Source organism: Streptomyces sp. NPDC014656, assembly GCF_043084305.1.
In the GTDB taxonomy this organism is placed as follows: domain Bacteria; phylum Actinomycetota; class Actinomycetes; order Streptomycetales; family Streptomycetaceae; genus Streptomyces.
The window spans coordinates 19,250-33,219 of the sequence record NZ_JBIBZN010000007.1 but is presented as its reverse complement, the minus strand read 5'-3'; the positions used below and the strand labels follow the sequence as shown (position 1 = coordinate 33,219).

The 13,970-nt window shown below is 72.4% G+C and carries 13 protein-coding genes; all 13 read right to left on the bottom strand.

Annotated elements, in window-relative coordinates:
- Window positions 1–2: 2 nt before the first annotated feature.
- The 13 genes from ACF1ED_RS17730 to ACF1ED_RS17670 all read right to left on the bottom strand — a co-directional run bounded on the left by ACF1ED_RS17730 (window position 3) and on the right by ACF1ED_RS17670 (window position 13,863).
- A complete protein-coding gene (locus ACF1ED_RS17730) occupies window positions 3–1,388 on the bottom strand; it encodes a cytochrome P450 (protein WP_391761398.1) in 1,386 nt (461 codons plus the stop codon).
- Between the two features lie 192 nt (window positions 1,389–1,580).
- The gene (locus ACF1ED_RS17725; protein ID WP_391761396.1) at window positions 1,581–4,409 is read right to left on the bottom strand and encodes a DEAD/DEAH box helicase; all 2,829 of its coding nucleotides are present in this window, start codon (window positions 4,407–4,409) and stop codon (window positions 1,581–1,583) included.
- A 44-nt stretch (window positions 4,410–4,453) separates the two neighbouring features.
- Complete coding sequence (locus tag ACF1ED_RS17720) at window positions 4,454–5,374, bottom strand: diacylglycerol kinase (RefSeq protein WP_391761394.1); 921 nt, start codon at window positions 5,372–5,374, stop codon at window positions 4,454–4,456.
- A gap of 83 nt (window positions 5,375–5,457) precedes the next feature.
- A complete protein-coding gene (gene tatC, locus ACF1ED_RS17715; RefSeq protein WP_391761885.1) occupies window positions 5,458–6,369 on the bottom strand; it encodes a twin-arginine translocase subunit TatC in 912 nt (303 codons plus the stop codon).
- Between the two features lie 129 nt (window positions 6,370–6,498).
- A complete protein-coding gene (gene tatA, locus ACF1ED_RS17710; RefSeq protein ID WP_391761392.1) occupies window positions 6,499–6,789 on the bottom strand; it encodes a Sec-independent protein translocase subunit TatA in 291 nt (96 codons plus the stop codon).
- A 187-nt stretch (window positions 6,790–6,976) separates the two neighbouring features.
- A complete protein-coding gene (locus ACF1ED_RS17705) occupies window positions 6,977–7,174 on the bottom strand; it encodes a hypothetical protein (RefSeq protein WP_391761390.1) in 198 nt (65 codons plus the stop codon).
- A gap of 35 nt (window positions 7,175–7,209) precedes the next feature.
- On the bottom strand, window positions 7,210–7,455 hold the full coding sequence (locus ACF1ED_RS17700) for a hypothetical protein (RefSeq protein ID WP_370531572.1): 246 nt from the start codon (window positions 7,453–7,455) through the stop codon (window positions 7,210–7,212).
- A gap of 118 nt (window positions 7,456–7,573) precedes the next feature.
- On the bottom strand, window positions 7,574–8,527 hold the full coding sequence (locus ACF1ED_RS17695; protein WP_391761388.1) for a helix-turn-helix transcriptional regulator: 954 nt from the start codon (window positions 8,525–8,527) through the stop codon (window positions 7,574–7,576).
- A 16-nt stretch (window positions 8,528–8,543) separates the two neighbouring features.
- Window positions 8,544–9,500 carry a helix-turn-helix transcriptional regulator gene (locus ACF1ED_RS17690; RefSeq protein ID WP_391761386.1) on the bottom strand — a complete coding sequence of 319 codons (957 nt, stop codon included), beginning with the start codon at window positions 9,498–9,500 and terminating at the stop codon, window positions 8,544–8,546.
- A gap of 129 nt (window positions 9,501–9,629) precedes the next feature.
- Window positions 9,630–10,010 (bottom strand): FKBP-type peptidyl-prolyl cis-trans isomerase, encoded by a 381-nt coding sequence (locus tag ACF1ED_RS17685; protein WP_391761384.1) that lies wholly within the window; start codon window positions 10,008–10,010, stop codon window positions 9,630–9,632.
- Window positions 10,011–10,106: 96 nt separating this feature from the next.
- Window positions 10,107–11,042 (bottom strand): FKBP-type peptidyl-prolyl cis-trans isomerase, encoded by a 936-nt coding sequence (locus ACF1ED_RS17680; protein ID WP_391761382.1) that lies wholly within the window; start codon window positions 11,040–11,042, stop codon window positions 10,107–10,109.
- Between the two features lie 118 nt (window positions 11,043–11,160).
- Window positions 11,161–12,522 carry a Pup--protein ligase gene (gene pafA, locus ACF1ED_RS17675; RefSeq protein WP_030759634.1) on the bottom strand — a complete coding sequence of 454 codons (1,362 nt, stop codon included), beginning with the start codon at window positions 12,520–12,522 and terminating at the stop codon, window positions 11,161–11,163.
- Window positions 12,523–12,591: 69 nt separating this feature from the next.
- Window positions 12,592–13,863 carry an MFS transporter gene (locus ACF1ED_RS17670; RefSeq protein WP_391761380.1) on the bottom strand — a complete coding sequence of 424 codons (1,272 nt, stop codon included), beginning with the start codon at window positions 13,861–13,863 and terminating at the stop codon, window positions 12,592–12,594.
- Window positions 13,864–13,970: the final 107 nt, after the last annotated feature.

Sequence of the window (13,970 nt, the reverse complement as noted above, 5' to 3'; positions counted from 1 at the left end):
CGCTACCGCTCCCGTCCCGAGCGCGCCCGCACCCGCGCCGTCACCTCGCGGTCCGGCTGGAGGGTGAGGCTCGGGACGGGGCGTATCTCCTCGGGTTCCACGTCCAGGTCGTAGCGGCGGGCGAGGACGGCGAGGACGAGGACCGCCTCGACGAGGGCGAAGCGGGTGCCGAGGCAGACGCGGGGGCCGCCGCCGAAGGGGTACCAGGCGTACTCGGGGATCTTCTCGGCCGGCGCGGCCCCGTCGTCGGCGAGCCAGCGCTCCGGGCGGAAGGCGTCGGCGTCCCCGTACCAGCGGGGGTCGCGATGGGTGGCCCACTGGCTGGACCAGACACGGGTGCCGGGCGGGACGGGGGTGCCGCCCAGGGTGGCGCCTTCCTTGGCGATGCCGGTGAGGAGCCAGATCGTCGGGTAGAGGCGGAGGGTCTCCTTGACGACGGCCTGGGTGTAGGCGAGCGAGGCGTAGTCGTCGTAGCCGGGCTCGTGGTCGGCGAGGACCCGGTCGAGCTCCTCGGCCAGCGTCCGGCGGACCTCCTCGTTGCGGGAGAGGAGGTACCAGGCCCAGACGAGGGTGGAGCTGGTGGTCTCGTGGCCGCCGATGTAGAGGGTGACCGTCTCGTCCCGGATCTCGCGGTCGGAGAGGTGGGCGCCGGTCTCGTCCCGGGCGGTGAGGAGCCGGCTGAGGAGGTCGGGGCGGTCCTCGCCGCCGTCCCGGTGGCGGGAGACGACGCGGGCGACCTCGGCGTCGATGACCGCGGTGGCCCGCCTCACGCGCGCCCGTCCGGGGGTCGGGACCCAGTCGGGCAGGAGGGCTCCGATGCCGCTGAGCTCCGCGCCGATCTCCCGCTGGGCGACGTCCATCGCCCGGCCGATCGACTCGGCGTCGGCGGCGGTGTCCGCTCCGAAGATGGTGCGGACGGCGATGAGCTGGGTGAGGGCCGCCATCTCCTTCTTGATGTCGATCCGCCGGCCGTCGGCCCAGCTGTCGGCCAGGGCGACGGCGCACTCGGCCATGGTGGCCGCGTAGGAACGGACCTGCTTGGGACGGACCGACGGCTGGACCAGGGAGCGCTTGCGGCGCCAGTCCCGGCCCTTGGCGACGACCACTCCGTTGCCCAGCAGGGTGCGGATGGCGATGCCCAGGTCGGGCTGGTCGAAGGTGTTCTCGACCTCGGTGAGCAGCTCTCCGATGTGCTCCGGGTGCGCGATGAAGAGGGCGGGGCTGGGGCCGAAGCGCCAGCGGACGACGTCACCCCGCTCCCGCAGCCGCTCGAAGAAGGCGAGGGGGTCCTTCCCGAAGGCCGGGAGGTTGCCGAGGAGCGGTACTCCGCGCGGCCCCTCGGTGATGGTGATGGCACTCCCCGGCCCGGCGTCCGCGTGCGTGGTCACGTACGTCCCCTCCCCCGACTCGCTCTCCCTGTGTGCGAGTCCATGCAAGCGGAAGGCTCCGGCACCGCGCCACCCCTGTGGACGACGGCCTGTGGACAACCGGCCGGATGCGGCGCACCGGGTGCCCCCTTCGAGCGAAAAGGCCCGTGGTGTACCCCACCACGGGCCTCATCACACAGACTTGACTGGGCGTCAGCCCACCGAGCTGTACGCCACCACGCCCCGCAGGAGCGCGTCCACGGCCTTGCGCGCGTTCTTCGCGACCGTGCTGTCCTCCCTCGGCGCGGCGGCGGCGATCTGTCCGAGGACGTCGATGACCTGCTTGCACCAGCGGACGAAGTCGCCGGCGGGCATCTCGGCCTCGCGCAGCACCTCGTCGAGGCCCTTGTCCGAGGCCCACTGGTAGGCGGCCCAGGCGAAGCCGAGGTCGGGCTCGCGCTGGCCGACGCCCTCCGCCTGGTTGATCTTGAAATCCTCCTCCAGGGCGTCGAGCCTGCCCCAGATGCGGACCATCTCGGCGAGCGCCGCCTTGGCCTGGCCGCCGGGCACCTTCGGCGCCACGGCGTCGTCGGCCTGCCGCGCCTCGTAGACGAGGGCGGAGACGCAGGCGGCGAGTTCGGCGGGGGCGAGCCCCTCCCAGACGCCTTCGCGGAGGCATTCGCTGGCGAGGAGGTCGAGCTCGCCGTAGAGCCGGGCGAGCCGCTTGCCGTTGTCGGTGACGTCGTCGCCGCGGAGGTAGTCGAGTTCGGTGAGGAGCGCGACGATCCGGTCGAAGGTGCGGGCGATGGTGTTCGTCCGGCCCTCGATGCGCCGCTCCAGCTGCTTGGTGTCGCGCTGGAGGCGGTGGTAGCGCTCGGCCCAGCGGGCGTGGTCCTCGCGCTCGTCGCAGCCGTGGCAGGGGTGGGCGCGGATGGCCGTGCGCAGACGGGCGATCTCGCGGTCGTCGGCGGCGCCGGAGCGCTGCTTGCGCTGCCGCTCGGGATTGATGTGCCCGGCCTTGGAGCGCAGCGCGGAGGCGAGGTCGCGACGGGACTGCGGGGAGCGCGGGTTGAAGGTCTTGGGGATCCGCATGCGCTCCAGGGCCTCCACCGGGACGGGGAAGTCGATGGAGGCGAGCCGCTTGACCTGCCGCTCGGCGGTGAGGACGAGGGGCCGGGGCCCGTCGTGGTGCTCGAAGCCCCGGTGGCCGTTGGTGCGGCCGGCGGGGATGCCGGGGTCGAGGACGAGCGCGAGGCCGGCGAACTTGCCGGTGGGCACGTGGATGACGTCGCCGGGCTTCAGCTTCTCCAGGGAGGCCGCGGCCTGGGCGCGCCGCTGGGCGGCGCCCTGCTTGGCCAGTTCCGTCTCGCGGTCCTTGAGGTCGCGGCGGAGCAGCGCGTACTCCTCGAAGTCTCCGAGGTGGCAGGTCATGCCCTCGCGGTAGCCCTCCAGCCCCTCCTCGTTCCGCTGGACCTGGCGGGAGATGCCCACGACGGAGCGGTCCGCCTGGAACTGCGCGAAGGAGGTCTCCAGGAGCTCGCGGGAGCGGTGCCGGCCGAACTGCTCGACCAGGTTGACCGCCATGTTGTACGAGGGGCGGAAGCTGGAGCGCAGCGGGTAGGTGCGGGTGCCGGCGAGGCCGGCGAGGTGGTCCGGGTCGAGGCCGCGCTGCCAGAGGACGACGGCGTGGCCCTCGACGTCGATGCCGCGGCGGCCGGCGCGGCCGGTGAGCTGGGTGTACTCGCCGGGGGTGATGTCGGCGTGCTGCTCGCCGTTCCACTTGACGAGCTTCTCCAGGACGACCGACCGGGCCGGCATGTTGATGCCGAGGGCGAGCGTCTCGGTGGCGAAGACGGCCTTGACGAGGCCGCGGACGAAGAGCTCCTCCACGACCTCCTTGAAGGTGGGGAGCATGCCCGCGTGGTGGGCGGCGATGCCGCGCTCCAGCGCCTCCAGCCACTCGTAGTAGCCGAGGACGTGGAGGTCCTCGTCGGGGATGGCGGCGGTGCGGGCCTCGACGATCTCGCGGACGCGGCGGCGGCCCTCGTCGTCGTTGAGCCGGAGGCCGGCGTAGAGGCACTGCTGGACGGCGGCCTCGCAGCCGGCCCGGCTGAAGATGAAGGTGATGGCGGGGAGGAGGCCCTCGTTGTCGAGCCGCTCGATGACCTCGGGGCGGCCGGGGGTCCAGATGCGGGAGCGCTGGCGGCGCTCGCGCTCGCGGTCGGCCTCGCGGACCATCTTGCCGCGGCGCCGGTCGCGGGGGTTGTACGTCCGCTGGTTCTCGGTGCGGGCGAGGCGCAGGAGGTCGGGGTTGACCTCGCGGCGGGAGGCGCCGCGGCCGCCGTGGTCGGTCTCCTCCTCGAAGAGGTCGTACATCCGGCGGCCGGCCAGGACGTGCTGCCAGAGGGGCACGGGCCGGCTCTCGGAGACGATGACCTCGGTGTCGCCGCGGACGGTGTCGAGCCAGTCGCCGAACTCCTCGGCGTTGGACACGGTGGCGGAGAGGGAGACGAGGGTGACCGACTCCGGGAGGTGGATGATCACTTCCTCCCAGACGGCGCCGCGGAAGCGGTCGGAGAGGTAGTGGACCTCGTCCATGACCACGTACCCGAGGCCGGAGAGGGCCTGCGATCCCGCGTAGAGCATGTTGCGGAGGACCTCGGTGGTCATGACGACGATCGGCGCGTCGCCGTTGACGCTGTTGTCACCGGTGAGCAGGCCGACCTTGTCGGGGCCGTACCGCTTGACCAGGTCGGCGTACTTCTGGTTCGACAGCGCCTTGATGGGCGTCGTGTAGAAGCACTTGCGGCCCTGGGTGAGGGCGAGGTGGACGGCGAACTCGCCGACGATGGTCTTGCCGGAGCCCGTGGGGGCGGCGACGAGCACGCCCTTGCCCGCTTCGAGGGCCTGGCACGCCTCGATCTGGAAGGGGTCCAGACCGAACTCGTACATCTCTCGGAAGGGGGCCAGCGCGGTGGCCTGATCGGCGTTGCGCGCGCGTGCGGCCGCGTACGCCTCGGCGGGGGTGAGGTCCTCTGTCATCTTGTCTTCGAGCCTACCCGCCCCCTCCGACAGTGACGCGATCTTTACGAAGGGGATGGTTCCGGGCCGGGAGCCAGGACGGTGAGGGCTCCGGGGACGCACTCGGCGGTCAGCGGCAGCGGTCCGAGCGGTTCGCCGTCCGCGTAGCCGGTGGTGGCGGGTGCGTCGAGGGTGACCGAGCGGACGCGGTACGTGGTGACGGCGGGGTGGTCGAGGTGGGTGCCCCGGTAGACGCGGGGGAAGACCTTGAGGAGGGTGGCGCGGCCGACGGCGCCGACGACGGTGACGTCGAGGAGGCCGTCGTCGGTGCGGGCGCCGGCGCAGATCCTCATGCCGCCGCCGTAGGAGGTGCCGTTGCCGACGGCGACGAGGGTGGCCTCGGTCTCGACGGTCAGCCCGTCGAGGACGAGCCGGTAGGGGACGGCGCGGAAGGCGGCGAGTTCGGCGAGGATCGCGAGGTCGTACTTGAAGCGGCCGGCGGGGAGCCGCATCCGGTTGCCGCGGTCGTTGACGCGGGAGTCGAAGCCGGAGGCGAGGACGGTGCCGTACCAGCGGGGTCCGGCCGGGGTGGCGACGCGTCCGAGGTCGGCGGTGCGGGCGGCGCCGTCGCGCAGGAGGGCGGCGGTGAGGCGGGCGGCGGCGGCCGGGGCGCGGACCGGGAGGCTGAGGGAGCGGGCGAAGTCGTTGCCGGTGCCGACGGCGACGACGCCGAGCGGGGTGGTGGTGCCGGCGACGGCCTGGAGGGCGAGGGAGACCATGCCGTCGCCGCCGACGGCGACGAGGGCGCCGGTGCCGTCCTCGACGGCCTCGCGGGCGCGGCGCAGGGCGTCGGCGGCGTCGAGGCCGAGGACGGTGCGGACGGAGTGGCCGGCGGCGCGCAGGGCGTCCGCTGCGGGCTGGGCGGCGTGGGCGCCGCGGCCGCGGCCGGCGGTGGGATTGACGAAGAGCGTGATGTCGCTGGACATGGCGGGGTCCCCCCGGACGGAGTCTGGGGGGACCCTACAAGACCGGCCCGCCGCGGTGACCGCCGGTGCGGCGGCCGGCGGGGTCAGGTGATGTCGTCGTAGCCGCCCGTGCGGTGGGCGCGGGCTCCGTCGGTCTCGCCGGTGGCCTGCTCGGGCAGGGCGCGGGCGGCGGGGACGGGGTCGAGGGCGCCGACGGGCTCGGGGGTGTGGTCGAGCACCGATGCCTCGTCGTCGGAGAGCTGGGCGTCGGGGTCGGAGCGGGCCCGCCGCTTGTCGTTGAGGAGCGAGAAGCCGACCGCGAGGAAGTACAGGAGGATGATCGGTCCGGCGAGGGCGATCATGCCGAGCGGGTCGGTGGAGGGGGTGGCGACGGCGCCGAAGACGAAGGTGCCCATCACCATGGCGCGCCACCAGCCGGCCATGCGCTTGCCGGTGACCACGCCGGTGAGGTTGAGCATGATCAGCAGCAGCGGGAGCTCGAAGGCGAGGCCGAAGACGAGCACCATCCTGGTGGTGAAGTCCAGGAGGTCGTCGAGGGAGAGGAAGTTGGAGGCGACTTCGGGGGTGATGCTGATGAGGACCCGGACGCTGACCGGCATGATCAGGTACGCCGTGTAGGCGCCGGCCACGAAGAGGGGGACGGCGACGGCGGCGAACCAGTAGGTGTACTTCTTCTCGGTCTTGTGCAGGCCGGGCGCGACGAAGGCCCAGAGCTGGTAGAGCCAGACCGGGCTGGAGGCGATGAGGCCGGCCAGCATGATCACCTTCACCGTGGAGGTGAACGGGGAGAGCATGGTCTGGTAGGCGATGACGACGCAGCGGCCGCCCGTGTTGGCGGCCACGGAGGAGTCCGGGGGGCACTTCGGTACGGGGGACGACAGGAGGTCCATCAGCTGCTGGCTGAAGAACGCGGCCACCACGGAGGCGACGACGACCGCCAGCATCGCCTTCGCGAGGCGATTGCGCAGCTCCCGGAGGTGATCTGCGAGAGGCATCCGCCCCTCGGGATCCTTCTCCTTCTTCATGCGGGCAGACTTGGGCAACCCACGTCCTCATCTCGTGCGGGCAGGCCGCTGGGCGGCGAACTTGCGGGGCGAACGGATCAGCGGCCGGCGCGGCCCGGGTCAGCGCTGGGTGGAGTCCGACGCCTCGGTCACGGGGCGGCCGCCGGTGACGTCGCCGGGGGCGGCCTTGATGGTGCGCTGGGCGGCGGGGGCGGCCTGGTCGGCCGGCGCCTCGGCGGGAGCGGCGGCCGTCTCCTGGCCCTCCGACTTCATGGCCTTGGCCTCGCTCTTCAGGATGCGGGCCGACTTGCCGAGGGAGCGGGCCATCTCCGGGAGCTTCTTGGCGCCGAAGAGGAGCACGACGACCAGCAGGATGAGGCTGATCTCAAGGGGACCGATCTGACGGAACATGGCTGTGGTCTCTCTTCTCACCGAGGCGGCATGGGTGCGTGCCCGGCCGGTCGGACATGCGTCCGGCCACCGCGCTGTCTGCGATCGTAACCCGCAGGAGTAAACGTCGGGCAATGCCCGTGCGTACTCGCGATTGCGTCCGGGGGCCCCTGATCAGGCCGCTTCGGCGCAGCGTACGCCCCGCGATTCAGGGCAGGGAACGGCCGGTTCGGGCCAGTCCTGTCGCGGCGGTCTCCAGCTCCTCGGCGGCGCGCTGGATCCGCTGTGTGGTGACTTCCACTTGACGGCCGAGGCGTCGGACCTCCAGGAAGACCCTGACGCCGAGGACGCCGAGGACGGCGAGGCCGAGGAAGCCGAGGGCGATCGCGAGCATGGGCCAGAACATGTGCCGAGCCTAGTCCTTGGGGGGTGGCGGGCCGGTCAGGCGGTGGTGTGGAGGCGGAGGGTGCGGACGCCGCCGCCGGTGAGGAGTTCGACGATGCGCTCGCCGGCGGGCTTGCGGACGGCGCTGCCGCACTCGGGGCAGGTGAAGGAGTAGAAGGTGGTGCGGCGGCTGGCCCCGATGGCCAGGCGCAGGGCTCCGGCGGCGAGTTCGAAGCGGCAGCGGCAGTCGGGGCAGGCGGCCTTGAAGAGGACCGGGGCCACCGAGGCCGACAGTCCGGACATGACGGACATTTTCCTCAACTCTCTCTGCCTCGACGACTCACTCCGCCCCGATCGCCCTCTCCGCCCCGACGGCCGGACACCACCGCGGAACGTGGCTCCGGCCGCGTACGAGAACCGCTCACACGCCCTCGTACGCGGCGAGCGCGGCGGTCGCCGCCGCCCGGGCGCTGTCGGCGAGACCGTCCGGGGAGACGATCCGGCCGTCGCTGCCGAGCCGGAGCCCGAGCCGCTTCAGCGAGGCCGGGTCCGGGGTGCGCAGGGTGATCCGCAGTCCGCCGTCGGGCAGCTCGTCGGCCCGGTCGTGGGGGTAGTACTCGGCGACCCAGCGGCCTCCGGGGCCGACCTCGACCACCACCTCCGGGTCGTCGGCCGACGGCTGGACCAGTCCCTCCGACAGGTCCCGCAGCTCCAGCTCCGGCGGCGCGGCGGCCTCCTCCAGGATCCGGATCTCCGCCACCCGGTCCAGCCGGAAGGTGCGGCGGTCCTCCGAGAGGCGGCACCACGCCTCCATGTAGGTGTGGCCGACGGCGAAGAGGCGGATGGGGTCGACCTCGCGCTCGGTGAGCTCGTCCCGGGCCGGCGAGTAGTAGCGCAGCCAGAGCCGCTTGCGCTCGGAGATGGCCCGGTCGACCTCGGCGAAGACGCCGCCCTCGGACTCGAAGGTGACCGAGAGGCGCGCGCTGGCGCCGGCGGCCTCGCCGGCGGCGGTCTCCAGCTTGGCGGTGGCGCGGACCAGCGCGTCCCGGTCGCCCTCGCGCAGCCCCGGCAGGGTGGCGACGGCACGGGCGGCGACGAGCAGGGCGGTGGCCTCGTCGGCGGCGAGCCGGAGCGGCTCGGCGACGTCGTCCGGGTTGTGCCACCAGATCCGGTCGCCGTCGGTGTCGATGTCGAGGAGGTCGCCGCCCCGGAAGCTGGTGCCGCACATGGGCAGCACGTCCAGGTCGGAGATCAGCTCGTCCTCGGTGATGCCGAAGGCGCGGGCCACGTCGGCGACGTGGGCGCCGGGGCGCTCGCGGAGGTAGGTGACGAGGGAGAGCATCCGCCTCGTCTGGTCGATCGCGTTGGCAGCCATGCGGTTCGTCTCCCCCTCAGCCCTTGGCGACGGCGCGCAGCCGCTCCACCACGTCGGCCCTCAGGTCGGCCGGTTCCAGTACGACGACGTCGGGGCCGAACTCGACGAGCCAGGCGTCGAGGCCGTGCCCGTACGGGATCTCCAGCTCGTCCCAGCCGTCGGCGCCCTCGCTCGTCTCGGTGGCGCGGGCCCGCAGCGGGTAGCCGCAGCCGGCGCGCAGCCGGATCCGGGCGGAGCGGGTGGCGGTCTCGCCGGCCCAGCTCTCCACGGTCTCGCGGACGGTGACGGCGTCGGGCACGGGCGCGGTGAAGGCGCCGGCCCGGGAGCGGACCTTGCCGGTGATGCGGGAGAGGCGGAAGACGCGCTCGGCGGCGCGGTCCCGGTCCCAGCCCGCCAGGTACCAGTGGCCGCGCCAGCACTCCAGCGTCCAGGGCTCGACCTGGCGGGGCTCGGGGCGGGCGGCGTTGGCCTTGCGGTACTCGAAGGAGACGGGCCGCCGGTCGCGGCAGGCGAGCATCAGCGGCTCGAAGGCGGTCTCGTGGACCGGGATGCGGGGTTCGAGGGCGCTGGGCTGGATCTCGTACGTGTCCTCGGCCTCGGGCATGCCGGCGGCGCGGAGCTTCTGGAGGGCGCCGCTGGCGGCTCCGGCGAGGCGGGCCTGCTGCCAGACCCGGGCGGCGAGGCCGAGCGCGGCGGCCTCCTCGGCGTCCAGGGTGATGGGCGGGAGGCGGTTGGAGTCGCGGCGGGCGAGGTAGCCGGTCTCGCCGTCGAGGTTCTCGACGGTCTCGATGACCAGGCCGAGCTCGCGGAGGTCGTCCTTGTCCCTCTCGAACATGCGGTTGAAGGCCTCGTCACCGCTGGCCTCCATGTACGCCTCGATGGAGCCGCGCAGCTCCCGCTTGCTGAGGGCGCGGCGCGTCCCGAGCAGGCACAGCGCGAGATTCATGAGCCGCTCGGCCTTGGCAATCGCCATGGACGCCTTGCACCCTCTTCCCCGGTTCCGTTCTCGGACGTCCGACCGTACCGCCCCGGGGTGTCCGGACAAAAGCCGAGGGCCCCCGCCGCGGAGGCGGGGGCCCTCGGTGTGCTGCGGGGGGGGCGGTCAGCCCTTCTTCACCGACACGAGGTCGCAGACGAAGATCAGCGTCTCGCCGGGGCCGATCTTGCCGCCGGCACCGCGGTCGCCGTAGGCGAGGTGCGCGGGGATGACCAGCTGGCGGCGGCCGCCGACCTTCATGCCCTGGACGCCCTGGTCCCAGCCCTTGATGACCATGCCGGCGCCGAGCGGGAACTCCAGCGGGGTACCGCGGTTCCAGGAGGCGTCGAACTCCTCGCCGGAGTCGAAGGAGACACCGACGTAGTGGACGTTGACCGTGTCCCCGGCGGCGGCGACCTCGCCGTCGCCCTCCCAGATGTCCTTGATCTCCAGGTCGGCCGGCGGCTCGCCGCCCGGGAAGTCGACCTCGGGCTTCTCGATGCTCACTGCAGTGTGCTCCTCATACGGATGAAACCGCGCGGACGATGGCCCGCGCGACCCGGCCAACCTATCGCGCGGCGGGCCGGGGCGCGCGGGGACCGGCTACTGCTTGGCCAGGATGTCCACGGTGAAGACGAGGGTCGAGTTGGCCGGGATGGGGCCCTGGGCCTTGTCGCCGTAGCCGTCGGCCGGCGGGACGACGAGCAGCACGCGGCTGCCGACCTTCTTGCCCTCCAGGCCCTTGCTCCAGCCCGGGATGACACCGGAGAGCTGGAAGGTGGCCGGGGCGCCCCGGTCGTAGGAGCTGTCGAACTTCTTGCCGTCCTTCCAGAGCACGCCCTGGTACTGGACGGTCAGGGTGTCGGTGCCCTTGACGGCCTCGCCCTTGCCCTCGATGACGTAGTTGGAGACCAGCGCCTTCGGCGCGTCGGTCTTCGGGACGGTCAGCGAGGGGGCCTTGCCGTCGGTGGCGGTGCCGACCTTGGGCAGGTCCTTGTTCTCCTGGGCGACGACGGTGCCCTCGGCGGACTTCGGGACGGTGGTCGCCTTCAGGATGTCGACGACGAAGACCAGGGTGGCGCCGCCCTTGATGCTGGGCGGGGAGCCCTGCTCGCCGTAGCCGAGCTCCGGCGGGATGCCGATCTCGACGCGGCTGCCGACCTTCTGGCCCTTCAGGCCCTGGTCCCAGCCCTTGATGACCTGGCCGGCACCGAGGGTGAGGGTGAACGGCTCGCCGCGGTCGAAGCTGTTGTCGAAGGGGGTCGTGGAGTCCCAGGTCTGACCGAGGTAGTTGACCTGGAGGGCGTCGCCGTCCTTGGTCGCCGGGCCGTCGCCCTCGCTGATGACGTTGACCTTGAGCTCCTTCGGCGGGTCGCCCTCGCCCTTCGCGAGGGTCGGCTTCTCGCCGAACTTCGCGCCCGCGGTGATGGCGGGAAGCCCGTTGGTCGTCGAGGCGTTATCGGAGCCCTTGGTGTCGCTGCCGCACGCCGCTGTGAGCAGCAGCAGCGGGACGACGAGAAGGCCGGCAAGTCGGCGCACGTGTTCCTCAGATCTCAGACGGCACAGTAGTTGTCCGGACACTCTAGGGGACCTGCCCGTGACGTCCAGGGCCCCGCGCGTGGCACGCGCGGGGCCCCGATCCGATCTTGCGATCGTCCTACATGCCGGCGATCAGCTTCTCCACCCGGTCGTCGACCGAGCGGAACGGGTCCTTGCACAGGACCGTGCGCTGCGCCTGGTCGTTGAGCTTCAGGTGCACCCAGTCGACGGTGAAGTCCCGGCGCTGCTCCTGGGCGCGGCGGATGAAGTCGCCGCGGAGCCGGGCCCGGGTGGTCTGCGGGGGCACGGACTTGCCCTCGAAGATCTTCACGTCGTTGCAGATCCGCGCCGCCTGGCCGTTCTTCTGGAGCAGGTAGTACAGCCCGCGGCGGCGGTGGATGTCGTGGTAGGCGAGGTCTATCTGCGCGACCCGCGGGTTCGACATGGTCATGTTGTGCTTGGCGCGGTACCGCTCGATGAGCTTGTACTTCATCACCCAGTCGATCTCCGTCTGGATGCGGTCCAGCTCCTCCTGCTCGATCGCGTCGAGCGTGCGGCCCCACAGTTCGAGCACCTGGGCGACCGTGCCGGAGCGGATGCCGCGCCGGTCGACGAAGTCGGACGCCTTCTCGAAGTACTCGCGCTGCACCTCCAGGGCGGAGGCCTCGCGGCCGCTGGCCAGCCGCACCTTGCGCTGGCCGGTGATGTCGTGGCTGACCTCGCGGATGGCCCGGATCGGGTTCTCCAGGGTCAGGTCGCGCATCACCGTGCCGGCCTCGATCATGCGCAGCACGAGGTCGGTGGCGCCGACCTTGAGCAGCATGGTCGTCTCCGACATGTTGGAGTCGCCGACGATGACGTGGAGCCGGCGGTAGCGCTCGGCGTCGGCGTGCGGCTCGTCCCGGGTGTTGATGATGGGCCGGGAGCGGGTGGTGGCGGAGCTGACGCCCTCCCAGATGTGCTCGGCGCGCTGGGAGACGCAGTAGACGGCGCCGCGCGGGGTCTGGAGGACCTTGCCCGCGCCGCAGATCAGCTGACGCGTCACCAGGAACGGGATGAGGATGTCCGCGAGGCGGGAGAACTCGCCGTGGCGGGCGACGAGATAGTTCTCGTGGCAGCCGTAGGAGTTTCCGGCGGAGTCGGTGTTGTTCTTGAAGAGATAGACGTCGCCCGCGATTCCCTCCTCGTGCAGGCGGCGTTCGGCGTCCACGAGAAGACCTTCGAGAATGCGCTCGCCTGCCTTGTCGTGGGTGACGAGTTCGATCAGGTCGTCGCATTCCGGTGTGGCGTATTCCGGATGCGAACCCACGTCGAGGTACAGGCGGGCGCCGTTCCGCAGGAAGACATTGCTGCTGCGGCCCCATGACACGACTCGGCGGAAGAGGTACCGCGCCACTTCGTCAGGAGACAGTCGGCGCTGTCCCCTGAACGTGCACGTGACGCCGTACTCGTTCTCCAGCCCGAAAATGCGGCGGTCCATGTCTGAACATTACGCCTGACGGCCTGTGCTGAAACCGGGTTGGACGTTCCCGTTTCGATCATTTTCCGATCAGAGGGCGTTCTTTTCGGTGTGGGAGGCGGTGGCGCCGCCTCCGCTCACGGCGTGTCGCGACCGCCGGCCGGGCGCGTCGGGGTCGCTCAGGACCCGCCCCGTGGCGAGCAGCACCAGGAGGGCGACCACGCCGCCGACGCCGGCCACGGCGAATCCGGCGACCGTTCCGGCGAGTTCGACGGCGGGTCCGGCGGCGGCCGAGCCCAGGGCGGCGCCGACGCCGAAGGTGGTGACCAGCCAGGAGAAGGCCTCGGTGACGGTGCCCGCCGGGGCGTGCCGGTCCACGACGATGAACGCGCAGGCCAGTACGGGGGCGAGGAAGACGCCGGCGAGGGCCGCGAGGCCGGCCATGGCGACCGGCCCGGGGGTGAGCGTCAGCGGCAGGTAGCAGAGCGCGAGGAGGGCCACCAGGACCCGCAGCCGCCGTTCGGGCGTGCCGGACCACTGCCGGGCGCCGTAGAGGACGCCGCCGAGGAGGGCTCCGAGCCCGAGGGCGGCCATCAGCCAGCCGTAGACGGACGGGGCGCCGCGGTCGTCGGCGTAGGCGACGGCGGCCACCGTGATCGAGCCGAGGGCGAGGCCGACGAAGAAGAACGAACCGAGCAGGGCGAGCAGGCCGGGCGAGCGCAGCGCGCCGAGCCAGTGGGCCTCGCGGGGCGCGGAGCGCCAGGCCCTGGAGGGTTCGGAGAGGACCACGGAGAGGGCGCCGAGGACACCGATGAGGTTGATGACCAGGAGGGCGGCGGCGGGCGACCACAGGGCGACGAGGAGGGTCACCAGGAGCGGGCCGACGGTGAACATGACCTCCTGGGCGACCGCGTCGAGGGCGTACGCCCGGTGGATCCGGTCCTCGCGGCCCAGGACGCTCGGCCACAGGGCCCGCAGCCCGCCCTCCAGGGGCGGGGTGAAGAGCCCGGCGACCACGACGGCGGCGTAGGCGAGGGGGAGGCCGCCGATGCCGGCGAGGGCGAAGAGGGCCATGCCGAGGGCGGAGAGGACGGCCGCGGGCAGCTGGACGCGCGGCTGGCCCTTGAGGTCGACGGCCCGGCCGAGGAGCGGCTGTCCGACGGCGTTGGCGAGGCCGTACGCGGCGACGAGGCCGCCCGCGAGGGTGTAGCTCCCGCCCTGGTCGCGGACGAAGAGGGTCATGGCGACGGGGCCGGTGCCGTTGGGCAGCCGGCCGACCAGGGTGCCGGTGAGCAGGCGGAGCGCGTGCGGCGCCCGCAGGATGTCCCGGTAGCCGCCGTGTGCCGTGGCCTCGGTGGCCATGCGGGTCTCCCCTCCGTCGGCTCTCGCCGAGGTTTTACGTATAACGTTACGCCGTCATACGTACCATGGCGACGTGACGCGGGTCCACCCCGCACCCCGGTCCCACC

What these genes read in the sequence shown, in the direction of transcription:
- ACF1ED_RS17690 (WP_391761386.1), bottom strand. Translation starts at nt 9,500, where the DNA reads ATGGCGATTGCCAAGGCCGAGCGGCTCATGAATCTCGCGCTGTGCCTG.
- ACF1ED_RS17700 (WP_370531572.1), bottom strand. Translation starts at nt 7,455, where the DNA reads ATGTCCGGACTGTCGGCCTCGGTGGCCCCGGTCCTCTTCAAGGCCGCC.
- ACF1ED_RS17725 (WP_391761396.1), bottom strand. Translation starts at nt 4,409, where the DNA reads ATGACAGAGGACCTCACCCCCGCCGAGGCGTACGCGGCCGCACGCGCG.
- ACF1ED_RS17705 (WP_391761390.1), bottom strand. Translation starts at nt 7,174, where the DNA reads ATGTTCTGGCCCATGCTCGCGATCGCCCTCGGCTTCCTCGGCCTCGCC.
- pafA (WP_030759634.1), bottom strand. Translation starts at nt 12,522, where the DNA reads ATGGACCGCCGCATTTTCGGGCTGGAGAACGAGTACGGCGTCACGTGC.
- ACF1ED_RS17670 (WP_391761380.1), bottom strand. Translation starts at nt 13,863, where the DNA reads ATGGCCACCGAGGCCACGGCACACGGCGGCTACCGGGACATCCTGCGG.
- ACF1ED_RS17720 (WP_391761394.1), bottom strand. Translation starts at nt 5,374, where the DNA reads ATGTCCAGCGACATCACGCTCTTCGTCAATCCCACCGCCGGCCGCGGC.
- tatC (WP_391761885.1), bottom strand. Translation starts at nt 6,369, where the DNA reads ATGCCTCTCGCAGATCACCTCCGGGAGCTGCGCAATCGCCTCGCGAAG.
- tatA (WP_391761392.1), bottom strand. Translation starts at nt 6,789, where the DNA reads ATGTTCCGTCAGATCGGTCCCCTTGAGATCAGCCTCATCCTGCTGGTC.
- ACF1ED_RS17695 (WP_391761388.1), bottom strand. Translation starts at nt 8,527, where the DNA reads ATGGCTGCCAACGCGATCGACCAGACGAGGCGGATGCTCTCCCTCGTC.